We start from the raw sequence: 21,820 nt of genomic DNA on the forward strand, positions 1-21,820 counted from the left end.
GCCATTGGCGATATAGGCTTGCGTCCGCGCGACATGTTAAAATTCGGATGGCTATATCAACATGAAGGCCGGTGGCAACAGCAACAGATCGTGCCTGCATCGTGGGTAAAAGAATCTACCACGCCTAAAGTATATCCGCGCCCGCATCTTGGCTATGGATATTTCTGGTGGACGCGCAATTTCAACTGGAAGAATACAACCGTATCTTCATTTTTTGCGTGGGGTTATGGAGGTCAGTATATTGTAGTTATACCACGCCTGCATGTAACCATCGTAATGTCGGGCAGTCATTGGGGCACTGACCCGGAAGATCAAATGGTGAATATTGTGGAAGAGGTTCTAGCCGGAATTGAATAACGATATAGAAGTATAAAATCAGCGCTATCGGTCTTATTTTATCAATAAGGCTTGTATGATAACCCGATAAAAAATCCGTTACTATCGTGTGACGGATTTCTTTCCTCTCCGGAAGTATTACCGTTGGAGATATGAATATGGCGTATACCCGCCATCAGGTCAAATGTTTTTGTCAGGTTAATCTCGGTACCTATACCGTATTTGGTTGTTCCATTCCAGTGGGTACCCAGTCTTCCATCGCGATCAGTCGGCTTGGGAAACTCATCAAATAAATATATCAGTCCACCTCCGGATTCAAAGTATAGTCGCCAGTTATTGTTGTTTACCGGATAGAATCGTGCAAATGGTCTTACAGCCAGCCCTGTAGTACTGTTAAAATGGTCCTGTGGGAAATACAGATCCACCTCCGTTCCTACCGACATAAACCTGCGAAGGAAAAAATTGATACCCGTGTTATTCTGCGGCATAAAAGTATACGGATATTTATATCCCCACGACAAGCCTGTCTCGTTATATACCGATAAACGATTCGCTATAGACGGATTTTTCTTTGTGAGCATTAAGCAAGCTCCTACCGCCACGGCAGGAATAATAAAGCCCATAGAAGTGTGAAGCTTTACTGGTTCAAAACCTAAAGGATTATTATACCATGTATCGTTTACAGCATATTGCCCATGAGCCTGATTGCTAAAGAAGATAAATACCGTGAGGATATACAGGAAGGTATATTTCATATAAGCACCTTATACGTTTTGCTTAGATTATCTGGTCAAAAAAAGGTTTAATCAATCCAAGAAAAAGTACGGAGCTGTAATACCTGAACGTAAAAACTCGCAATTAGTGTCTCTGTTGAGAGTACGACTATTGCAAATATATCCAGTCACATCATCTTCCTATATAGCCAACTATAGTCTGCTTCGCAAATTGTGTGAATACGCGCTGTATAGGGCTTCTCTGCAATGGTTTCAATTCTTCCATCGCATATACAGGGTATAGGTATACGCTGGCTGTATGTCGACCTTTGCAAGGTGAGGTGGGATGGGTGCAAATACCCTTCCGACTGTGGAAAAGGCAAAGTATAAATCAGGCCTGTTCTATACTCCAAACGGTTTATTCGTTGGCACAGATTTTTTAACTGCCTGGTTTACTGAATAATGAAAGTAAACTATATGAAGCACACTATACGCATTACTATATTTATAAGCATCATTCTGATGACTCCCATGGTGGGTTCTTATACCAAGGAAGCGGGCCCTAAACGCACCTTTCGCCTGAAACGGGAGATAAGCTATGTACTCGAAACGGTAACGATCTATAACCCGGTAAAGCGACAATGTGATAATACACCATTGATCACAGCTAGCAACGCAAAGATCGATGTAAAGAAACTGAAAAAGCAGGAGTTGCGATGGCTGGCGCTTTCGCGCGATTTACTAAAACGCTGGAATGGTGTTTTTCACTATGGAGATACTATAAAGCTTACCTCGGGCGATCCGGAGATTGATGGCATCTGGGTAATTCAGGACAGCCTGAACAAGCGCTATAAAAATCGTGGCGATCTTCTTTTTGACAGAGGTGTACGCAAGCATGGCATGTGGAAGAATGTAAAAATTTCGAAGGTTATTCCAACCCCTATTTTACATCCGGTGGAAGAAGAAACTTCACTGGAACCACAAACTATACTGCATTAGCACAAGCATAGAAACATGAATTATCAGGAAGACTATCTATACCTCCGATGTTTAAAAAACCGGAGGTATAGGTATATATCTACTTTTGAAGCAGTGCTTCTTCAGCGGGTTGTGTAACGGCTGTATTCCCCGGGATATTACGCCACCATGGAGAACCCGATGCTATCGCATCGAGTATTAAAGGTTCACCGATCATGGGAGTAGTTATATTTACACCTAATCTTTTTGCTTCTTTCATTGCACGCTCAACCGGCTCTCGCCACGGGTGAATAGAAAGTTTAAACTTGCCCCAATGCACCGGCATATATACTTCTGCACGAAGATCTTTGCTGGCCTGCACAGATTGTTCCGGCAGCATGTGTATATAGGGCCATTGCGGAGCGTATTGTCCGCATTCCAGTAAAGCAAGATCAAAGGGCCCGTACTTTTTACCGATCTCCTGAAAAGCGCTGTGATAGCCTGAATCACCGCCTATAAATAATCTATAGTTATCCGTCTTCAAAACGAATGAAGCCCATAAAGTTTTATTGCGGGTAAAACCTCTTCCGGAAAAATGACGCGCAGGTGTAGCAATCAATTCAACACCAGCGAAAGGCCACGTGCTCTCCCACCAATCCAGTTCCTGTATGCGGGCTTCCTCCACGCCCCAGTATATCAGGTGAGAGCTTACACCTAACGTAGTAACAAAAGCCTTTGCTTTATCTTTCAGTTTAGTGATCGTGTTATAGTCGAGGTGATCGTAGTGATCGTGCGTAATAATAACCAGGTCGATATCCGGGAAGTCATCTACCGAGTAACTCATAGTGCCCGGAAAACTTTTTGTTCCTGCATACTGCACAGGTGATGGTCGCTCACTGAATACTGGATCAACCAATATCTTTTTCCCCCGGATAGTAATGAAATATGAAGAGTGCCCGAACCACACAAGCCTGTTATCCGGCAGTGTTTTCAGATCAGTTGCAACGTGGGGCAGTGGCGTAGTGGGCTCGCGATCGATGCCCTTGCTAAAAAATTCGCGAAGCACTTTAAAGTATGATACGCCTTCGACCATCATAGGTGTTTCTATAAAGTTCTTGAAGTGACCATCGTGATATTGTGGCGACTTACTTATTTTCTCAAGGAGCTTACCCGAAGGTAATTTACCAAAGGATCGTTGTTGCATAAATAGAAAAGTAATAACCAGTATGAAGAGAACAGTGATGGCCATTATTTTAGTGTATTTCCAGATCTTCTTCATACCTGGGTTGTAAGTCGCACAGCCGGTATAAAATATTGTGTGAAATTAAAATAAAGTGCTCGAATGAAAGATCCGGATTCATTGTTCCGCTCGTATATCTGTCAGGATATTGCACGCCTTCATTCTGTTTGGTGAATGAATCAAAGATACTAAAAAGGTAAAGAAGGTCTTGTTGCCGCTCTCGATCTCGCAACAATAGTAGGTTGACTTAGTTTTTTTCAGATCGAAAGGCCAGGATAAAACCTGGCCTTCTTGTTATTGCCAGTGCTTCATATACCCGATGGCGATAAAAATACCATAGATCCAAAAGTTATATAACACTGTATAGCCGGCAGCAGTCAATATACTTATGGCCAGGTCGCCTTTTGTTTTATGTGAATATCTGAATACCAACCGCAGTGCTCTGAAGAATATCCAGTAGAGCATTGCCATAAAAGTAGCCACGATAAATATCAACACGTGACCAAAAAACCAGAGTAGTCCTGCAAGAAATATAGCCACCAGTATCCAGAGAATTATACTCAGTATGATAGCCAGTATACCACCTTCTCCATCATCGATGTCAATATCGATAAAATCAAAAGAGACATCGGATAAATTCATTCCTACATCCGGAAACTGAATCTTGCCGGGAGATAAAGTTAAATCAGCAGCAGAAGCTTTCAGTTTAATTCCCTTATAAAGACCTGCACTGGTAAACCACCAGAACGCTATTGACAGAATGGTTGTACTCCACATGGAGTTTTCGAAAAAAGTATGATGTGCACCCAGCCCCCAGAAATATACTCCCAGTATAGTAAGTATAATAACAACGAGACTGATCCGAAATAAACTCCAGAAATTAACCAATCTGCAGGTTCTGATATTCTTTCTTTCCATTACCTTCCATAGCCGGGCGTGCCCAAAAGTAAACCCGGCAAAACTGAAATATAGTCTGATTATTAAAGCGGGAAGTGAATCTTTTTCAGGCCTCTACCGTAGAGGCTATGCGCTGTGTAGCAAGGTTTAAATTGCAGATATACCTTATTGTGCTTTCCACATCGAAAGTAAACTTATTAATTCGCTATAGCATTTCCTGTTTTTAGATATGAGAAAACTATTCAGCATCCTGCTTATTCTGTTACTGGCTATGCTGGTATATATTAATCTGAAGTTATACTATAAGCCGGAGATTCGCGTAGTGGAGAATGATTCTGTTCCGTACGATCAACTACGGCAACTACATTATTTGAAAGATGCTTTGGAAGCAGGCAAAGCGGAAGAGATGCAGCAATTATACCCGGAGGGATTTGTATTTATGCAGGCTCTCTGCGGACTCGCCTGGTCTGACTTTGCACGTAGTGTGACACCAACCTCCGCGCTCTATCGCGAGGCTCATAATGAAGTAGGAAAATGCTATAAGGCTATTGATTCTCCAGAAGCAAGATCGATCTTCAACGAGAATCTCTCATTGCCTTACGGAGCATTTTATACTTGCTGGAATAATTATCTGTTAGGAAGAAAACTCATTCTGGAAATCCCTCAACGACGAAATCAAAAGGACATTGAACATTTCCAAGAACAATGTAATGCTATAGCACAGGTTGTCCGTAACGGGTTAACGTATCCCGAATCATACTATGGGGCAGCATGGCCTGCTGATATTTTCCCGGGTATAGCATCATTGCGTATACACGATCAGTTGTTCAATCCATCTTATTCAACAACTATAGCACAGTGGATTGGCAACGTAAAAGCATTGCTTGATCCTCATGGACTCATTCCGCATGCTGTGTATCCTGTTACAGGCAAGCCCCGCGAAGACGCGCGCGGCTCATCGCAAAGTCTTATGCTTATCTTTTTGAAAGAGATAGACCCTGCATTTGCCAAATCTCAATTTGATCTCTACAAAAAATATTTTCTCATCTATCGATTGGGCCTGCCAGCGTTGCGCGAATATCCAATGGGTGCAACCGGATTGGGAGATATAGATTCAGGGCCTGTTGTTTTTCAGGCTGGCGCAGCAGCCAGTCTTGTAGGCATGCGCACCATGGCGTGCTACAACGAGCGGGCTACTGCCTGTGCGCTTCGCAATAGTATTGAGGCATTTGGCTTCCCGCTATCCCGTCACGGAAAGAAATGTTATTTGCTTGGTGCATTGCCTATAGCCGATGCATTTATTGCGTGGTCAGGCATTGCTGTTAAGCCCTCCATAACTAGGGATGCTTCATGGCGTAATCAATTTCATATGTATAGCTGCGTCATAACTTCTATTCTTCTGTCGTTGCTGACATATACTTTCCGTTTATGGCCTTTTCGAAAAGCAAAACCTGAATAAACTGTTAACTTGCAGTAATGTGACAGCATCGAAATGATTCTTACAAAACTGTTTAACGATTTCTTCAATAGCGAGCGCGCTTCCGGCATTATACTGATCGGCTGCACTATATTTTCGCTGGTGGCAACTAATCTGTTCCCGGGTTATTTTGAAATCTGGCACTTCTCATTTGCGGGACATTCTGTTACCCATTGGGTAAACGATGGACTGATGGCGATCTTTTTTTTATTGATAGGATTAGAACTGGAACGTGAAGTATATATCGGAGAGCTGTCGAGTGTAAAAAATGCGCTGCTACCTGCTATAGCTGCATTGGGAGGCATGTTGTTGCCTGCATCGATCTACTACTTTATCAACCGCAACGGGGGCGATACACGTGGTGTAGGTATACCGATGGCCACCGATATAGCTTTTGCATTAGGGGCTTTGTCGCTGCTGGGTAAACGTGTGCCACCATCACTCAAAGTTTTCCTCACGGCCCTGGCAGTTATTGATGATCTCGGTGCCATTCTGGTAATCGCTATATTTTATACCAGTACGCTTAGCTGGGTTAACCTCGGCATTGCGGCCGGTATATTTTTAATTTTGTTTGTATTGAACCGGTTGAAAATATATACCTTATGGCCCTACCTGATTGGAGGTATAATCATGTGGTATTTTATGTTGCACTCGGGAGTTCACGCTACGATTACCGGTGTTTTGTTAGCATTTGTTATCCCTTTTGGCAATGGTGGCGAAGCATCTATCTCCTATAAGCTTCAGCAATTTCTGCACAAGCCTGTAGCATTTATTATACTTCCTGTTTTTGCATTGGCCAATACCAGCATTCCTATTGAAGGAGATTTCTTTCTGGCGTTTGGCAGCACGATCAGTATAGGCATTATGGCTGGGTTGCTGATTGGTAAGCCGTTGGGAATTTTCGTATTCAGTTATGCAACTGTAAAGTTGAAATTAAGCAGCCTCTCTTCAGATATAGCCTGGAAGCATATCCTCGGTGCCGGAATTTTAGGAGGTATAGGATTTACGATGTCAATCTTTATAAGCATCCTTGCCTTTGACAATGAAACATTGATCGATCAGGCAAAGATGTCGATCATGCTCATCTCCACCGTGAGTGGAGCACTTGGATTTATATATCTGAGGTCCGTATTAAAAGGCGAGGCCACCGAAACATAGCGGCTACACTACCTCTTCCCATTTACCACGATCATCTTTGGCATACGACAGGCCGTTGCTCATAACGTGTACTTCCTTACCTGATGCATCGGTATAATTCTTCTGTTCGTATACCCGGATGCCACCATTTTCCTGTGTCAGAAAAACGATCAATGCATTTAGTGTGGGAGCAACATCGTGCAACCACAGATCATCATTTTCACGAACAAATGCCTGGCTCATCGTATAGAAATTTATGTATAAGGATAAAAAACAATGCCTGTTAAAAATTACCGTTCAAGTTCTTTCAACAGGCTTTCAAGATTCAACGGACGTGTATACATTTCAAGGGAACCATCGGCCTGGAGAGGCCAAAGCTCTTTCGGTCTATCCCAGTATAATTCCACACCGTTGTTATCCGGATCATTGAGGTATAAAGCTTCTGATACACCATGATCCGAAGCACCCGTAAACGGATAGCCCGCTGTTCGCAACCTGTTAAAAATAACAGCAAGGTCTTTTCTCGTTGGATATAGTATGGCCGTATGAAACAATCCAACGCCATGCTTCGAAGCAGGCTGCGCATCTTTACTATACCATGTATTGAGCCCGATGTGATGATGATACCCTCCTGCCGAGATAAAAGCAGCCTGTGTACCGTAACGTGTAGTTACCTCGAAACCCAACAATCCACAATAAAAATCTGTCGCACGATCAAGGTCAGCCACCTTCAGGTGAACGTGACCTATTCGGGTTTGAGCGGGTATAGTGTAAGCATCCATAGAGAATTATTCAAGAATAACAGCATATACAGGCACATCGGTTCATTCCCCTTGCACCAAAATGCATTTATTTATACTTAAAGGTATGGCAAAAAATGCGTTTGCCGAAGGTTAAAATATAGAGTGAAAATGCTTCCCGAGGTGTCTTTGTATCGCCCAATTGAAGAAGAAAACTACTTACTTCCGGCCGCGTCAATCGCGTACTCAGACGCTCACGTATCTCTTCGTGAATTTGTAACAGCGTTAGCTGCTCATTTACCTCCACGGCTCGTTGAAGGAACAGATCGAGATTTATAAAATAATCTTCATCGATCAATTGTTTAAGGCGAGGCTCAAAGGCTTGAATAAAAGTGGCCAATCCCAATGGAAAAGTTTTTCCATCGAGAGTAATGTTATAAAAAGATATATTTAACAGCGAGCGGGTGGATATACCTGTGAACATAGCGTATATCCACAATTTATTAGATGATGTTGGAGCGCTTATCGCACCAGGAGTTAATAGTGCGACAAGCGAGTTGTTATACAATAGAATAAGAAACAGCACAGCAATCAATGCATATACCGATCCGTATACCCAAAGCCATATAGAATTTTTCGCAAAGGCAAAAGCAACCGGAGGGTTGGCATTAAAGAAGTCTGTCAGGGATATATATAGCGCTAAAGCAAAGGTTAAAGCGCATGCACAGATCAGGGCCATTAATTAGCCGGCAAGAGCATAGATCTGACGCATCGAAGGAATACTGCCCGGATCCGTAAGGCATACACTTTTCTCAGCAGGATCGAGTTTTACGATCTTCAGCTTTTCCATTTTATGCAATGAATCTAACATCCCGGTTTTAGTATTACCGGTTTTTATCGCTAACATTTCAACGGGCATCTGCTCTCTTTCGGAGAGTATGCGTACAATAGTGAGGTATAATGGCTGAACGTTCATATATAGCAAAGATAAGCAACATCCTACAATGGATTTTTATGCGCAGAACATAAAATTATAGCTTTCATTTTCTATAGTAACTTTACCCCAATTGTTATTAGATTTCGCCTTTTAAAAATCACACTGAACAGATTTATTTATGAAAGCCTATATCATCGTAGATGTAAACATTACCGATCCGGCACTGTATGAAGACTACAAGAAATTAACTCCGGGATCGCTCATTCCTTTTGAAGGGAAATTTATAGTGCGCGGTGGCGCTACCGAAACATTGGAAGGCGATTGGAAGCCCGGACGCATTGTGATGCTGGAGTTCCCCTCCGTAGAAAAAGCAAAAGCGTGGTGGTCGTCTGACACCTACGCTCCTGCTAAAGCCTTGCGGCAATCTGCTTCCGTTACCAGAATGATTCTGGCGGAAGGATTTGAATAAAATATCTTAGTTCACTTTGATTAGCTCCACTTCAAAAACAAGTGTCGCATACGGAGGTATTTGTGCTCCTGCGCCACGCTCGCCATAGCCGAGCTCCTGTGGTATATATAGCATCCACTTATCACCTTCGTGCATCAGCTGTAGTGCTTCTGTCCAGCCGGGAATTACTTCGCTAACCCCGAATGTTACCGGTTGGCCACGCTCAACCGAACTATCAAACACCGTTCCGTCTGTAAGTTTACCTACATAATGTACGGTTACATTATCCGTAGCTTTCGGAGCTTTACCTTTACCGGCAGTAATTACTTTATACTGCAAGCCACTGGCCGTAGTCTTTACGCCTTCTTTTGTTTTATTCTCATTCAAAAATACCTGGCTGCCTTCTTTCAGCTTGCTGTTCTTTTTCTCTACTGCCTGCTGCATATACTGTTGAACAATCATCATCGCTTCGGGTTGTTCGAGTTTCAGTTTTTTATTCTCGTATACATCGCGAATAGCAAACGTCAATGCATCGATATCAAGCGAGTCGCCTCCCTGAGAACGCAGGTTGGTAGCCACCAATACACCCAGACCATAGCTGGCTTTCTTTACGGTATCTGTCAGGAGTATATCTTTTGGTTTTTTAAGCTCGGCTATTTCCGCATTCAATTTTGTTACTTGAGCTTGCAGTTCTTTTTTCGACTGCGCGAAAAGCGGCATGCTGATGATCAGGGAAAGACAAAAAACAAATAGTTTCATTATAGATAATTATACGTTACATGTGATTTATTTAAACGATGATCAGATGAGTTTACCGATAAGATCATCTACGCTGATACCCTCTGCTTCGGCCTTGAAGTTTCGAACAATGCGATGTCTTAACACCGGCTTGGCGATCGCCTGAATATCTTCTATATCGGGTGAGTATTTACCATTAAGCAACGCATTACATTTTGCGCCCAGCACCAGGAATTGTGATGCCCGCGGACCAGCGCCCCATTCGAGATAGTCTTTCGCAACGGCTGAGCTACCCGAAACCCCCGGACGTGTTTTGTTTGCCAGGGTTACTGCATATTCAATTACATTATCAGGAACCGGTACTCTGCGAACCAAATGCTGGAAGTAAGTGATCTCTTCGGCATTAAGAACTTTATTTACGGTTCTTACTTCGTCTGAGGTTGTATTCTTCACCACACTGATCTCATCCTGTACTGATGGATAGGTAAGCAGTATATTAAACATGAAGCGGTCGAGCTGTGCTTCCGGCAGTGGATAGGTTCCTTCCTGCTCGATGGGGTTTTGCGTTGCCAATACAAAGAATGGCCTTGGCAATTCATATCGTTGTCCGGATATAGTTACCGCATACTCCTGCATCGACTCGAGCAACGCAGCCTGAGTTTTCGGAGGCGTGCGGTTTATCTCATCTGCCAACACGATGTTGGCAAACACAGGTCCTTTTACAAATTTGAAATTGCGTTCCTTGTCCATCGTCTCCGCGCCAACAATGTCAGAAGGCATAAGATCGGGCGTGAACTGTATACGCTTGAACTGAAGATCGAGCGATGTTGCTATAGTTTGTACCAACAACGTCTTTGCCAATCCGGGTACACCTACAAGAAGTGAATGTCCCTGACAAAAAATTCCGGTGAGTACCTGTCGCACAACTTCTTCCTGTCCTATAACGACTTTGGATATCTCTGCCTTGAGGCTTTTGTAAGCAGTAGCCAGTGCGTTGGCTGCGTCAACGTCCGATGTGAATTTTGTCATTTATTACTCATCTAAAATTCCACAATAATCATAAGTCGGATCGATGCTGATGAATACATCTTTACGCGCCTTATTAAACCATTTTTGAAGTATGCGGTCTTTCTTTTCGTTTAGTGTAGCAGCCTGTATACGCGACCAGTCTTCATTCAGCGAAGCCTGGTGCGGCGGATAACGTGACTTGTATAATAAAATTCGAACGGCATCTTTACCTTCATCTGTACGATAGGTGATCGGGTGCGATACATCTCCTACATTCATTGAATCGATCTTGAAGAACACCACGGGATCAAGTTCATCTACCAGTAATTTTGTGCCCCCTTCACCATCGCTAAAGAAACCTCCGTTACCTTTCGTCTGAGTATCGTCTGAAACTTCTTTTGCTGCTTTCGTGAATTTTAAACTATCTGCCACGATCAGTCTTCTTACACTGTCGAGATAATGTCTTGCCTGCTGTATATCTTGTGGTGATGGCTTGGGCGAGATGAGTATATGGCGTGAGTGGTATTCATTTCCTCTGCGTTCCAGCAATTGCATAATATGAAATCCGAAGGGCGACTCAAACGGCATGGATATTTCATTCGGCTTTAGTTTAAATGCCATCGCTTCATATTCCGGCACCATGCGTCCGCGGCCCGACCAGCCCATATCCCCACCGTTGGATGTTACAGATGGATCGTCTGAATACTTTTTAGCAAGCGTTGTAAAATCTTCTCCGGCTAAAATCCGGTTGCGTATACTGGCGAGGTCGGTGCGCGTGATATTTTTTTGCGCTTCACTTACCTTAGCAACTTTTACAATCTGTGCTACTTCTACAGAAGCCGAGAAGTAAGGCAAGCTGTCTTTCGGCATACGGTTAAAGAAGCGTTTTACTTCAGCCGGTGTAACCACGACTCCTTTGGTGATCTCTTCCTGCATTTTACGAACCACTAATTGTTCGCGCTCCTGGTCGCGTATCTCCAGTCTTATCTGCTCCAGTGTTTTTCCGTATCGCTCTTCCAGTTCATCGGGCGATACACCTGCCTGTGCAATGATCATATCCATTTTACGCTGCGTATATTGATCCACTTCATCATCGGCTACCACTACCGAGTCGATCTCTGCTTTTGCCATCATCAGTTTGTTGCGGATCAACAACGCGAGATATTGGCAGCGCACTTGTTGTGATGCTGTTCCTCCATTGGTGAGGTAATCCTGGTATGCGCGCTCCAGTTCAGATTTAAGCACGATGTAGTTATCTACTTTGGATACAATCTCATCGACTATAAAACCTGTGTTGGCGGTTTCAGTCTCCTGCGCTGTGGCCGATGACAGTGTGAACACTGTTGCCAGTATCAGCAGGGTATATTTCAGGTTACTTACGATCTTCATATCACTTAAAAATCTCAAACTCTTTTTGATTAACTCCATTGTTATACACTTCATCTTCCAGCTTATCTGCCAGCTCCACTTTTCGTTTGTTCAGAATGATGTTGCGTATATCATCCTTCACAAATTCCAGCGGGGAAACGTTATCCGAAATGCGATACTGATCGACCTTCAGAAAGTAAAGATAACCATCGTCTGAAGTTTCGTAATACGGGTTGGATTTTAAAAACTGAATTTTGTTCGGTATTTCCACCAATGGCGAATTGCGCACGAGGTCGTCAAAGATCATCCAGCTGGAATCGGAGATATGATAGGCTGAAGAAAAGCTCAGGCAATAGGATTTCAGTTCCTTTTCGTCTTTTTCGCGCTTGGAGTAAATAAGCTCTTTGATCTTGGCTGTACGCGGAGCATTCTTGGGCACTTTGATAAAAGTAGCCTGAACAATGTTTTGCTTCAGAATAAAATTATCGATGTTGCCCTTGTAGTAAGCTTCTACTTCGGTGTTCGATACAATGGTATCAAGGTGTTGTTTGATATAGTAGTTTTGATACTCGTAAGCGATAATGCTATAGCGATAGTCAAGTATCTTCCGCTCTACATCGGCTTCGTTTATATCAATTTTACGCGTTGCTTCCTGAATGAGTAATTGCTTGCGTACCCAGCTATTAATGTAGGCCTCCACACGTGTAGTACTATCCTGGCGGCTGGTGCCGGGAGCAATGATACCATCCAGTTCATCTTTATACAGGTATGCATTATCAACACGTGCCACGGGCTGCCTTTCGGTTTCACTTCCCGATGAACTGGTTTTCATTTTGATAAAATCACAGCCTGTTACCAGTGCTCCGATGAGTACAGGCAAAAAGAATAATGCCTTTTTGCCTGGGTATGCAAAAAGGCTATGAGAATTTCGTCTGCCAAGAGTATTACTTCTGCTGAAGATTCTGAAGTATGTATTGCTTCCCCTTTTCATTCACTTTCACAGGATATTTCTTCTTTAATTGTTCTATCCAGCTTTTCTCCAGATAATTTTGATAATCGGAGATTACGGCTGGTCTTGCCTCTTCAAACGACATAATACCAGGAGGCAGTATATCCTTTAGCCACGCAAGGTAATACATTCCGTTATTTTCCACGGAATAGATGCCGGGTGACCACTGAACCTTCTGCAGGATGGTCTTTTCTTCTTTTTTGTAGAAGCCGCTTTCTGTTTTCAATTTGTTCTGCGAAACAAATTCCTGGATTTTTTTATCGTCACCGGCCAGCAGAAGCGGACGCAGGTTTTCTACAACACCTGCTGAGGCTGTGAAGTAGAACGATGCTTTTGCACGTTCGCCCGCCTTATAATCAGCTGCATGTGCATCATAATAGTGATGCTGCCCCACTGAATCTTCGGAAGCTTTGTTCCACACTTCTTTCTCCATGATTTCAAAAAGCAGGATGCCTTCGTAATATTCTTTCAAAAGGAATGTGTATTCAGGATTTTCGCGCATGATCTTTTCTTCCTGCAACGTTAGGATGTTCGCATCCACAAAATGGTTGTAAAGGTCTTCCAAATACTTTGGTGGCGTGAGGGAATTGATCTTCTGATTTTTTTGTGCGTATTCGAGGAAACTCTTCACCGTATAGTTTTTACTGCCAAGTGCGAATAACGTTTCTTTTGCAGCATTCGGATATACTGGGGCTTTCCATCTTCCTTTTTGTAAGGAGGTGTCTGCCAACGTAAGAACTTTTGTTTTTACTGCTGACTTCTCGGTATACTGAAACTCCTTGCGCAGCTTGGTTGTCAATGCCTGCTTGGACACCTGCACACGTTCATCACGATTAACACGATTTTTGAGTGAGCCCGCTATATCATCATAATTTGCCAGCGGAATTTTGCGCTCGAGTTTCATAATGTGCCAGCCGTATTGTGTCTGAAACGGATCCGAAATCTCACCGGGCTTGCTTAACGAGAAGGCTACACGTTCAAACTCCGGAATGCTCGACATAGCTCCCACACCAAACTGGCGCAGCTTACCTCCATTATCTTTCGAGCCCGGATCTTCTGAATATTGTCTGCACAGATCATCCCACTTTACACCAGCCTGCAGTTCGTCATATACATCGAAGATGGTGTTCTTTGCTTTATCATTGTCTTTGTTATCGCCTGTACGAATCATGATGTGCGATACTTCCACTTCACCACGCGCTGGTCTGCGATCGGCTACATATATAATGTGATAACCAAATTTTGTACGCACCGGCATAGAGATGTCGCCAACCTTTGTACTATACGCTGCAGACTCAAACGGATATACCATTTGCATAGCCGTAAAATAACCGAGGTTACCCTGGTTCAATCGCGCTGACGGATCTTCGGAGTATTCTGCTGCAACTGTAGCAAACTCTTCTCCCTTTATGATCTTGTTCCGAAGTTCAATGATTTTGTTATAGGCTTTCAATGTATCTTCTGGAGATGCATCGGGTTTTACGTTGATAAGTATATGCGAAGCTCTCACCTCTTCTTTCATGCGATCGTAGGTGAGCTTCACTAAACTATCGGTTAGTTTTGAATCCGGTAAATAAGGCTTGCGAAGTTCTTCTTTATACTGATTAAATTCTTTTAAGAACGCCTTTGTAGTATCATATCCTCTTGCTTTTGCTTCATCTACTTTCAATTTGAAGTTGATGAAGAGGTTCAGATACTCTTCTATTTTCTCCTGTGTAAAATCCTCCGCTTTATTCTGATGATTTTTTTTATACAGGTATATAAATTCTTCGGTAGTAACGGGCTGCTTGTTAACGGTAAAGATGTTGAGTGATTTGGATGACTTCTGTTTTTTGCTCTGGGCAAAGCTGCCGGTAATAGTAGCGCAGCATAGCAGGGCCAGAATGGCAAATCGTGTCATAGTCATAGGCAAAGGATTGGAAAAAGATTATTGGTAGTGAACGGATTTAATCAAGCGACAAACGTTACGGCCACTTCGGTTTTGATATTCTATTTTATCCATGATGGATTTTACCAGACGTATACCCAAGCCACCCTTACGTTTCTGGTGAACTATATTATCGATAGCGGGCTCGTGAAATTGATTGATATCGAAAACAGTTCCATCATCTACGATCTCAAAAACAACAGGATTATTTTTATCAACCTCAATGTGTAATTCAAACAAGTCTTCGGGGTTGCAATGATGTGCATGAATCATCAGGTTAGAGCACATCTCGTCAATGGCCAGCACGATCTCGCTGATCTGCATATCTGCAACACCATGATTCTTGAGTGACGTGCGAATGAAATCGCGTACGCCCTTCAGATTTTCAATGCTGCAACCAACTTTATACGTGTAGTTCATGCTACCATTTGCTTTGCCTCTACCTTATCTTTTCCTATCTGCAGCAGCTCGTTCAACCCCAGAATACTAAATGTATTCGCCACCCGTTCGCTCATACCGAACAACACCATTCTGATGTCGCGGTCTTTAAACTCTTCGATGTACGACATAAACACGCCTAATCCGGCAGATGAAATGTATTCGAGCGCCCCGCAGTCCACAAGGATTTTAGTATATCCTTCTCCCACACTTTTGGCAATAGCCAAGTCAAGCTCTATGGAAGAACTGGCGTCTATTTCACCAATGAGGGCGATGACGTCTGTTCCATCTTCCTGCATTCTCTTGATGTGGATCATAGGTTATTAACGTTGTTTAGTTTTTTATGTTCACTCCGTTTCATCCTGAGTTATTTTTCCCAGGGAAACCGTTGGAATACATTTTACTCCTTATTGCTTTACTTTCGTCTTCAATCTTATCCGGCTATCTGAATTTTACGATCATGGTGGTGTAATCGTCATTTATATTTTCAGTTCCGGTAAATTCATATAATTTATGAATGAGGTGATCCTGAATCTCTTTCGGACTCTTCGCTCGCACTTCATTCACTACCTGTTCTAACCTTTCATATCCAAACTCTTCGCCTTTACTATCCTTTGCTTCTGTAATGCCATCGGTATACAGCACCATTACATCTCCGGAATGATACTCAAACTCATTTGCCTGGATAAAGTTTTTATAGCTCTTGTTACGAACCATACCCAGTGCTATACCTTTATCTTTAAAATATACCGCCTGCTCCTGTCCGGCACAGAAATATAGTATAGGGCAGTGCCCTGCACGTGCATAGCGGACTTTCTTGGTTTGGGTGTTTATAGCAAAATAGATCGCAGATATGAAAGAGCCGCGTTCGAGGCAGTATACCAATGCCTGGTTGGAGCGCACCATAAATACATCGGGCTCTACATCTTCCTGCGCCACGCTGTGAAAGATCCCTTTCATCTGCGACATGTGGAACGCTGCTGTTGTTCCTTTACCTGAAACGTCAGCGATGATAAGCCCCACGAGGTGATCATTGATGCGAATGGTGTCGTAATAATCGCCTCCTACTTCGTCTGCCGATTCGGAGAAAGCTGCTATTTCAAAATCGTTATCCTTTTCAAGAACATCGGGCAGCAAGCTTTTCTGCACGGTTTTGGCGATCTTCAGCTCTTCCTTATAGCGCTCGTTTTGCAGCGCTTCTTCCATTAACCGGAAATTCTCAATAGAAATTCCAGCCTGGTTAGCAAATGTTGAGACGATTTTGGTCATCTCTTTATTGAATCCTTCCGGCAATTCTTTTAGCAACGCCAGTGTTCCTATGTTTTCACCTTTTACGTAGATAGGGAACGCAAGGATTGACCGAAAGCGGGAACCTTTTAACGAACTTAAATGCTTTGATAGATTCTTTGTTTTATCACTACTCTGCTCCAGCACACCTTTTACGTTGTGGTTCTTCAGGTGTGCTATAATATCGTGCGCCTCCTTATCGGTGATCTTATAGGTAAATAATTTATAGTTGAGCTGGCGGCTGTTTACTTCGAGCCACGCAGCATCGGCAAATACGGTGCTAACGGAAGTCTCTAACAAAATATTGTAAACACTCTCTTCGTTTTGCTCTGTTTGAATCGATTGACTGATGCGCTGAAAGTTTACCACCTCTTCCAGCTTCTGCTCAAACACCGATGTGGTAGGAAGGTTGAACAGAATTACCAGGAACGAGAACGTGCTATAAATGGTAACAAAAACAATAAGCGAGAGAATGAAAACGTGATAGCGGTAATCGGTAAAGTTAGGTGCAACATTACCAATGCTCTCGGCCAATGCACTGTTGGTATAAAAAAGATATAGCAGGTAAAATATAGTGAGCAGCAACAGCAGCAAGCTTGTCCATTTCTGACGGAAGTTCAGGTATGCCACCCACTTCATGTTTCCGGAAAGAACAAGACCAACTACTATAAATATGCCCATCAAGGTGCCATAGAGCCACTGCACCATCGGAATGCGGAACGTGTTATATAGCAGTGATAGCAACAACCCGATTTCAAAAAATGCCCACAGCCGTATAAGCCATTTCGATTTTTGATATAGTATCAGACGCTTCCAGGCAGTAAAGGCCATGAGCAGGAAGCCGATCATAAGCGCCAGGTTGATAAGATATAGCAGGTCTTTAAATACAACGTTGGTGGTGAGACGCGTGCTGCCCATCAAAAACTCCAGCAGACGCAACGCGAGCGAGATCACAGTGAAAACAAGTCCTGTGGCAAAAACCCGCCAGAGCAGATCGACAAAGCTCAGCACATCATCGCGCTCGATCTTCAGTTTGAAATAATAGAATACCGAGAGTATGTACAGGTTCAGGATTACGCTCGGCAACCAGGTGGGAAGTTCCTGCTTGATATTGGCATTCGAGGAGCTGAAAACAATGGAAATGTCTGTAAACAGCAAGGCCAGCCAGGTGATAACACCCACCAGAAAAAGCAATCGGGTAATGGCCTTGGTTCGCATTGAGGATAAAAAAAGCCAATCAAGCTATGATTGGCTCCGCAATTATAGGAATAAATCGGTAAGATTTACTCAACAACAATGCTCTGAATAACCTTTCGGTTTTGATAAACTTCAATTTTCCTCCGGCATTCCCGGAGACGGAACTCCGGGAACCCGAGGGCATCAATTTTTATTTACGACTGTAATTAGGTGCTTCGCGCGTGATGCTTACATCGTGCGGATGGCTTTCAACAACTCCGGCAGAAGTAATCTTCACAAATTTAGCCTGCTTCAGTTTCTCGATATTCTTCGCTCCGCAGTAGCCCATTCCGGCTTTGAGTCCGCCCACTAACTGATATAGCACTTCCGATACCAATCCTTTATAAGGCACACGACCAGAAATTCCTTCCGGCACAAGTTTCTTCACATCATCTTCTACATCCTGGAAGTAACGATCCTTAGAGCCGTCTTCCATAGCTTCCAGCGAGCCCATTCCGCGATAGGATTTGAACTTCCTTCCTTCGTAAATGATCATTTCGCCTGGTGCTTCTTCAGTACCTGCCAGCAACGAACCAACCATAACGCTATCCGCACCGGCTGCTATAGCTTTTACAACATCACCCGAGAACCGGATACCTCCATCGGCAATGATTTTCATCTCAGAACCTTTGGCCGCCTTGGCTGCTTCGTATACTGCACTTAGCTGAGGTAAACCAACACCTGCCACTACGCGAGTAGTACATATACTTCCTGGACCAACACCAACTTTTACGGCATCGGCACCAATTTTAGCCAGGGCTTTCGCAGCTTCTCCAGTCGCTATATTTCCAACGATCAGGTCGAGCTCAGGATATTTTTTCTTTACACGCTTTGCAGCATCCATTACACCTTTGGAATGGCCATGGGCTGTATCAATGCTGATCACATCTACACCGGCATTCTTCAGTGCTTCAATGCGATCGAGTATATCAGGTGTTACACCTACCGCAGCCCCTACACGCAGGCGACCAAACTGATCGTGGCATGCGTTCGGTTTATTTTTCTTTTTCTGAATGTCTTTGAATGTGATAAGACCGGTAAGCTTGCCTTTCTTATTAACGATTGGCAGCTTTTCAATTTTATAACGCTTCAGCGTTCCTTCAGCCTGGTCAAGTGTTATACCTTCGGAAGCAGTGATCAGATTTTCTTTTGTCATGATCTTCTCTACCGGAGCATCCATATCTTTCTGAAAGCGAAGGTCGCGATTGGTAATGATACCCACGAGCTTTCCGTTTTCATCAACCACCGGAATACCACCGATACGATATTCGCGCATGATCTTTTCAGCATCGCGAACAGTAGAGTGAATTTCGAGTGTAACCGGATCGAGTATAAGGCCGCTTTGTGAACGCTTTACTTTGCGCACCTGCTCAGCCTGTTGCTCGATCTTCATGTTCTTGTGAATAAAACCGAGGCCTCCTTCCAGCGCAATACCAATAGCGAGGTCAGCTTCCGTTACCGTATCCATAGCAGCAGACACAATCGGAATATTGAGCTGAATGTTCTTGGTCAGGAAGCTTGTTGTAGATGTTTCGCGAGGCAGAACGTCAGAGTACGCAGGAACGAGAAGCACGTCATCATACGTGAGCGCCTCGAAGAGAAATTTTGAATTATCGAGCGGCATGGCAAATAATATTAGGATTCATTATTTGCCGGGCAAAGGTATACTTTAATTGTATAATTCACTAATCGAATGCTGATCTCGTCAATATTTCTTTTCCCATTTCATTCTACCGGATATTTATTCCAATAATTGATAGCACTAATTTATTTTTGAGCGCTAAACCAATATTTATGAGAAGAATATTCTTTACCCTTTTCTTTTACTTTCTGCTCATTGCTTCTTTTGCTCAGGTACAAACAGGAAAAGCCTCTTTCTATGCTGATAAATTTGACGGAGTTTCTACGGCCAGTGGCGAAAAGTACCGTCATAATAAATTAACCGGTGCGCATAAAACGCTTCCATTCGGAACGAAAGTACGCATAACAAACCTTGCCAATAACAAATCGGTTGAAGTAACTATTAACGATCGCGGCCCCTGGGTGGAAGGACGGATCATTGATCTTTCGCGTGCTGCTGCTGAGGAACTTGGCTTTGTAAACAAAGGTGTAGCCGATGTAAAGCTTGAAATTGTTGATCCGGGCGATGGAAAAACTAGTGATCCCGGTCGCCCCATCGAACATGTAATGGTAGAAGAAAAAGAGTTTTATGAATTTGAGATCACACGTTTCAATCCTAAAGGATATGGTGTTCAGATCGGCACGTATCAGGAACTGGTAAACCTGATGCGCTTGTCTGACAATCTGAAGAACTCCTATAAGAAACAGGTTACTGTTCAGGTAAAAGTGATCAATGGTATTAAGTACTATGGATTGATTCTCGGCAAATTTTCTTCACGCGCCAAAGCAGAAGATTTTCGTGAAGAGTTGAAGAATAAATTTCCGGATGCATTTATTGTAGAGTATAACAGACTCTAAAATTCCCTCCTCCTCCAAATCTTGTCAACCTCTACCGACTAACTCGACAAGTTCTTTTTAGGCAGAAATAAGTTTTCCTTTGCAGAATCCTGTAGGCTGTGGTCCACCAACACAGAGCCATACCGGTTCTTTATGGAAGTTATTGGGTATATCGCGTCAGTTTGTATCGGTTTGATCTTAGGATTGCTGGGAGGAGGAGGTTCTATACTTTCCATTCCTATTCTGGTTTACCTTTTTCATGTAGATGCTGTTATAGCATCGGCCTATTCACTTTTTATTGTAGGCGTTACCAGCTTTGTCGGGGCTATACCTAAATATAAAGAGCACCTGGTAAATATCCGCACAGGTATGCTGTTCGGTATACCTTCCATTGTCAGCATCTTTGTTACACGCAAGTGGATCGTGCCGGCTATACCGGATATTATTCTCGAAACATCTTCCATCGTTATCACCAAGCGCATCCTGCTGTTGGGCATGTTTGCTATACTGATGATTCTTGCATCTGCTTCCATGGTGCGAAACAAACGCGAGCTTCAGAAGGATGACGATCGCTTCCGCACATTTCTCGTTCTGATAGAAGGTATACTGATCGGATTTCTTACCGGACTTGTAGGAGCCGGAGGAGGCTTTCTTATTATACCTGCTTTAGTTCTCCTCACCGGATTGCCATTCAAAACAGCAGTAGGCACATCGTTGTTTATCATTGCCATTAACTCCCTTGTAGGTTTCCTGGGCGATGTAATGAACTACTCCATGAACTGGCCATTTCTGCTTTCCATCACGGCACTCGCGGTGATTGGTATACTTATCGGCAACAAACTCTCCGGTGCTATATCTTCCATAAAACTGCGAAAGTCTTTTGGATGGTTTGTGCTGGTTATGGGTTGCTGGATATTGATCCGCGAACTGGTTTTATAGTATATATTTCAAAGCACGATATATACTATTCATACTTCAGTGTTTCCACCGGGTTTGCTTTTGCGGCCTTCCAGGTTTGTGAAAGAATGGTAGCCAGCCCGAGTGAGAACAGCAACAGTATACTTACGACAATTTCCAGCGCACCTACGTGCACGTAATAAGCAAATTGCAACTTCAGGTATACTTTCTCGAAGAACAGGTATGTTAATGGCACAGCCACCAGCGATGCAATAGCCATCAGCTTCATAAAATCTTTCGACAATAACAGGGTTATACTATACGTAGACGCTCCCAATACTTTACGAACGCCCACTTCTTTTATCCGGTTCTCTACCGTAAACACCACCATACCTAAAAGTCCCAGGCACGAGATTGTTATAGCTAATACTCCCAACGCACCGCAAATCTTTATCATTGAAAAATAAAACGAGTAGGCTTCACGAATTTCATCATCAAAAAACTTTGCTTCGAATTTCTTCTCTCCGGCAAATAGTTTCCAGGCAGATTCCATTTGTGTAATGGATGCGAATA

24 protein-coding genes and 1 pseudogene are annotated in these 21,820 nt (G+C 43.2%); 7 read left to right on the forward strand and 18 right to left on the reverse strand.

The features are described 5' to 3' along the window. Nucleotides 1-357 (forward strand): annotated as a pseudogene (locus tag VIN08_RS25560) (hypothetical protein); the annotation flags it as partial. A gap of 41 nt (nucleotides 358-398) precedes the next feature. On the opposite strand, the gene VIN08_RS25565 reads toward VIN08_RS25560, so the two are convergent. Further along, nucleotides 399-1,091, reverse strand: a complete 693-nt coding sequence (locus tag VIN08_RS25565) for an acyloxyacyl hydrolase (RefSeq protein WP_331971720.1) — start codon at nucleotides 1,089-1,091, stop codon at nucleotides 399-401. Nucleotides 1,092-1,237: 146 nt separating this feature from the next. Next, the gene (locus tag VIN08_RS25570; RefSeq protein ID WP_331971723.1) at nucleotides 1,238-1,384 is read right to left on the reverse strand and encodes a hypothetical protein; all 147 of its coding nucleotides are present in this window, start codon (nucleotides 1,382-1,384) and stop codon (nucleotides 1,238-1,240) included. 142 nt (nucleotides 1,385-1,526) lie between these two features. On the opposite strand from VIN08_RS25570, the gene VIN08_RS25575 reads away from it, so the two are divergent. Continuing rightward, a complete protein-coding gene (locus VIN08_RS25575; protein WP_331971726.1) occupies nucleotides 1,527-2,048 on the forward strand; it encodes a hypothetical protein in 522 nt (173 codons plus the stop codon). A 79-nt stretch (nucleotides 2,049-2,127) separates the two neighbouring features. Here VIN08_RS25575 and VIN08_RS25580 read toward each other — a convergent pair whose 3' ends face one another. Further along, nucleotides 2,128-3,285, reverse strand: a complete 1,158-nt coding sequence (locus tag VIN08_RS25580; protein WP_331971728.1) for an MBL fold metallo-hydrolase — start codon at nucleotides 3,283-3,285, stop codon at nucleotides 2,128-2,130. A 255-nt stretch (nucleotides 3,286-3,540) separates the two neighbouring features. Next, nucleotides 3,541-4,164: a hypothetical protein gene (locus tag VIN08_RS25585; RefSeq protein ID WP_331971731.1), complete on the reverse strand. Its 624-nt coding sequence runs from the start codon at nucleotides 4,162-4,164 to the stop codon at nucleotides 3,541-3,543. Between the two features lie 208 nt (nucleotides 4,165-4,372). Here VIN08_RS25585 and VIN08_RS25590 point away from each other — a divergent pair, with 208 nt between their 5' ends. Together VIN08_RS25590 and nhaA are read left to right on the forward strand one after the other, a co-directional pair. Next, nucleotides 4,373-5,602 (forward strand): hypothetical protein, encoded by a 1,230-nt coding sequence (locus VIN08_RS25590; protein ID WP_331971734.1) that lies wholly within the window; start codon nucleotides 4,373-4,375, stop codon nucleotides 5,600-5,602. A 33-nt stretch (nucleotides 5,603-5,635) separates the two neighbouring features. Next, nucleotides 5,636-6,778 carry a Na+/H+ antiporter NhaA gene (nhaA, locus tag VIN08_RS25595; protein ID WP_331971737.1) on the forward strand — a complete coding sequence of 381 codons (1,143 nt, stop codon included), beginning with the start codon at nucleotides 5,636-5,638 and terminating at the stop codon, nucleotides 6,776-6,778. 3 nt (nucleotides 6,779-6,781) lie between these two features. On the opposite strand, the gene VIN08_RS25600 is transcribed toward nhaA, so the two are convergent. The 4 genes from VIN08_RS25600 to VIN08_RS25615 form a co-directional block, all read right to left on the reverse strand. Further along, nucleotides 6,782-7,000 (reverse strand): hypothetical protein, encoded by a 219-nt coding sequence (locus VIN08_RS25600; protein WP_331971739.1) that lies wholly within the window; start codon nucleotides 6,998-7,000, stop codon nucleotides 6,782-6,784. Nucleotides 7,001-7,047: 47 nt separating this feature from the next. After that, a complete protein-coding gene (locus VIN08_RS25605) occupies nucleotides 7,048-7,539 on the reverse strand; it encodes a VOC family protein (RefSeq protein WP_331971741.1) in 492 nt (163 codons plus the stop codon). Between the two features lie 67 nt (nucleotides 7,540-7,606). Further along, nucleotides 7,607-8,236: a hypothetical protein gene (locus VIN08_RS25610; RefSeq protein WP_331971744.1), complete on the reverse strand. Its 630-nt coding sequence runs from the start codon at nucleotides 8,234-8,236 to the stop codon at nucleotides 7,607-7,609. Nucleotides 8,237-8,239: 3 nt separating this feature from the next. Continuing rightward, a complete protein-coding gene (locus VIN08_RS25615) occupies nucleotides 8,240-8,473 on the reverse strand; it encodes a hypothetical protein (protein WP_331971746.1) in 234 nt (77 codons plus the stop codon). A gap of 139 nt (nucleotides 8,474-8,612) precedes the next feature. Between VIN08_RS25615 and VIN08_RS25620 the strand changes: the two genes are divergently transcribed. Then, on the forward strand, nucleotides 8,613-8,903 hold the full coding sequence (locus tag VIN08_RS25620; protein ID WP_331971749.1) for a DUF1330 domain-containing protein: 291 nt from the start codon (nucleotides 8,613-8,615) through the stop codon (nucleotides 8,901-8,903). A 6-nt stretch (nucleotides 8,904-8,909) separates the two neighbouring features. Here VIN08_RS25620 and VIN08_RS25625 read toward each other — a convergent pair whose 3' ends face one another. The 9 genes from VIN08_RS25625 to guaB form a co-directional block, all read right to left on the reverse strand. Beyond that, nucleotides 8,910-9,641 (reverse strand): FKBP-type peptidyl-prolyl cis-trans isomerase, encoded by a 732-nt coding sequence (locus VIN08_RS25625; protein WP_331971752.1) that lies wholly within the window; start codon nucleotides 9,639-9,641, stop codon nucleotides 8,910-8,912. Between the two features lie 42 nt (nucleotides 9,642-9,683). Then, nucleotides 9,684-10,649 carry a MoxR family ATPase gene (locus tag VIN08_RS25630; RefSeq protein WP_331971755.1) on the reverse strand — a complete coding sequence of 322 codons (966 nt, stop codon included), beginning with the start codon at nucleotides 10,647-10,649 and terminating at the stop codon, nucleotides 9,684-9,686. A gap of 3 nt (nucleotides 10,650-10,652) precedes the next feature. Then, entirely contained in the window at nucleotides 10,653-12,017 is a 1,365-nt protein-coding gene (locus VIN08_RS25635) for a peptidylprolyl isomerase (protein ID WP_331971758.1), read from the reverse strand. 1 nt (nucleotide 12,018) lies between these two features. After that, entirely contained in the window at nucleotides 12,019-12,828 is an 810-nt protein-coding gene (locus VIN08_RS25640) for a peptidyl-prolyl cis-trans isomerase (protein WP_331971760.1), read from the reverse strand. 112 nt (nucleotides 12,829-12,940) lie between these two features. After that, nucleotides 12,941-14,905: a peptidylprolyl isomerase gene (locus tag VIN08_RS25645; protein WP_331971763.1), complete on the reverse strand. Its 1,965-nt coding sequence runs from the start codon at nucleotides 14,903-14,905 to the stop codon at nucleotides 12,941-12,943. A gap of 27 nt (nucleotides 14,906-14,932) precedes the next feature. Beyond that, nucleotides 14,933-15,352 (reverse strand): ATP-binding protein, encoded by a 420-nt coding sequence (locus VIN08_RS25650; protein WP_331971766.1) that lies wholly within the window; start codon nucleotides 15,350-15,352, stop codon nucleotides 14,933-14,935. Continuing rightward, on the reverse strand, nucleotides 15,349-15,687 hold the full coding sequence (locus VIN08_RS25655; RefSeq protein ID WP_331971769.1) for an STAS domain-containing protein: 339 nt from the start codon (nucleotides 15,685-15,687) through the stop codon (nucleotides 15,349-15,351). Before VIN08_RS25655 ends, VIN08_RS25650 begins: the two co-directional genes overlap by 4 nt. A 124-nt stretch (nucleotides 15,688-15,811) precedes the next feature. Then, the gene (locus VIN08_RS25660) at nucleotides 15,812-17,875 is read right to left on the reverse strand and encodes a GAF domain-containing SpoIIE family protein phosphatase (RefSeq protein ID WP_331971772.1); all 2,064 of its coding nucleotides are present in this window, start codon (nucleotides 17,873-17,875) and stop codon (nucleotides 15,812-15,814) included. A 169-nt stretch (nucleotides 17,876-18,044) separates the two neighbouring features. Continuing rightward, a complete protein-coding gene (gene guaB, locus VIN08_RS25665; protein ID WP_331971775.1) occupies nucleotides 18,045-19,517 on the reverse strand; it encodes an IMP dehydrogenase in 1,473 nt (490 codons plus the stop codon). 170 nt (nucleotides 19,518-19,687) lie between these two features. On the opposite strand from guaB, the gene VIN08_RS25670 reads away from it, so the two are divergent. Next, a complete protein-coding gene (locus VIN08_RS25670) occupies nucleotides 19,688-20,371 on the forward strand; it encodes a septal ring lytic transglycosylase RlpA family protein (RefSeq protein ID WP_331971778.1) in 684 nt (227 codons plus the stop codon). Between the two features lie 132 nt (nucleotides 20,372-20,503). Further along, nucleotides 20,504-21,289, forward strand: a complete 786-nt coding sequence (locus VIN08_RS25675) for a sulfite exporter TauE/SafE family protein (RefSeq protein WP_331971781.1) — start codon at nucleotides 20,504-20,506, stop codon at nucleotides 21,287-21,289. 25 nt (nucleotides 21,290-21,314) lie between these two features. Here VIN08_RS25675 and VIN08_RS25680 read toward each other — a convergent pair. Then, a partial coding sequence (locus VIN08_RS25680; RefSeq protein ID WP_331971783.1) for an ABC transporter permease occupies nucleotides 21,315-21,820 on the reverse strand: 506 nt, incomplete at its 5' end.

This window comes from Ohtaekwangia sp., from assembly GCF_036568665.1.
GTDB lineage: Bacteria > Bacteroidota > Bacteroidia > Cytophagales > Cyclobacteriaceae > Ohtaekwangia.

Coding starts and splice junctions, on each gene's coding strand:
- VIN08_RS25605 (WP_331971741.1), bottom strand. CDS start 7,539: ATGGATGCTTACACTATACCCGCTCAAACCCGAATAGGTCACGTTCAC.
- VIN08_RS25670 (WP_331971778.1), top strand. CDS start 19,688: ATGAGAAGAATATTCTTTACCCTTTTCTTTTACTTTCTGCTCATTGCT.
- VIN08_RS25655 (WP_331971769.1), bottom strand. CDS start 15,687: ATGATCCACATCAAGAGAATGCAGGAAGATGGAACAGACGTCATCGCC.
- VIN08_RS25625 (WP_331971752.1), bottom strand. CDS start 9,641: ATGAAACTATTTGTTTTTTGTCTTTCCCTGATCATCAGCATGCCGCTT.
- VIN08_RS25585 (WP_331971731.1), bottom strand. CDS start 4,164: ATGGAAAGAAAGAATATCAGAACCTGCAGATTGGTTAATTTCTGGAGT.
- VIN08_RS25630 (WP_331971755.1), bottom strand. CDS start 10,649: ATGACAAAATTCACATCGGACGTTGACGCAGCCAACGCACTGGCTACT.
- VIN08_RS25640 (WP_331971760.1), bottom strand. CDS start 12,828: ATGAAAACCAGTTCATCGGGAAGTGAAACCGAAAGGCAGCCCGTGGCA.
- VIN08_RS25600 (WP_331971739.1), bottom strand. CDS start 7,000: ATGAGCCAGGCATTTGTTCGTGAAAATGATGATCTGTGGTTGCACGAT.
- VIN08_RS25615 (WP_331971746.1), bottom strand. CDS start 8,473: ATGAACGTTCAGCCATTATACCTCACTATTGTACGCATACTCTCCGAA.
- guaB (WP_331971775.1), bottom strand. CDS start 19,517: ATGCCGCTCGATAATTCAAAATTTCTCTTCGAGGCGCTCACGTATGAT.
- VIN08_RS25675 (WP_331971781.1), top strand. CDS start 20,504: ATGGAAGTTATTGGGTATATCGCGTCAGTTTGTATCGGTTTGATCTTA.
- VIN08_RS25610 (WP_331971744.1), bottom strand. CDS start 8,236: ATGGCCCTGATCTGTGCATGCGCTTTAACCTTTGCTTTAGCGCTATAT.
- VIN08_RS25575 (WP_331971726.1), top strand. CDS start 1,527: ATGAAGCACACTATACGCATTACTATATTTATAAGCATCATTCTGATG.
- VIN08_RS25660 (WP_331971772.1), bottom strand. CDS start 17,875: ATGCGAACCAAGGCCATTACCCGATTGCTTTTTCTGGTGGGTGTTATC.
- VIN08_RS25650 (WP_331971766.1), bottom strand. CDS start 15,352: ATGAACTACACGTATAAAGTTGGTTGCAGCATTGAAAATCTGAAGGGC.
- nhaA (WP_331971737.1), top strand. CDS start 5,636: ATGATTCTTACAAAACTGTTTAACGATTTCTTCAATAGCGAGCGCGCT.
- VIN08_RS25580 (WP_331971728.1), bottom strand. CDS start 3,285: ATGAAGAAGATCTGGAAATACACTAAAATAATGGCCATCACTGTTCTC.
- VIN08_RS25645 (WP_331971763.1), bottom strand. CDS start 14,905: ATGACACGATTTGCCATTCTGGCCCTGCTATGCTGCGCTACTATTACC.
- VIN08_RS25565 (WP_331971720.1), bottom strand. CDS start 1,091: ATGAAATATACCTTCCTGTATATCCTCACGGTATTTATCTTCTTTAGC.
- VIN08_RS25635 (WP_331971758.1), bottom strand. CDS start 12,017: ATGAAGATCGTAAGTAACCTGAAATATACCCTGCTGATACTGGCAACA.
- VIN08_RS25620 (WP_331971749.1), top strand. CDS start 8,613: ATGAAAGCCTATATCATCGTAGATGTAAACATTACCGATCCGGCACTG.
- VIN08_RS25590 (WP_331971734.1), top strand. CDS start 4,373: ATGAGAAAACTATTCAGCATCCTGCTTATTCTGTTACTGGCTATGCTG.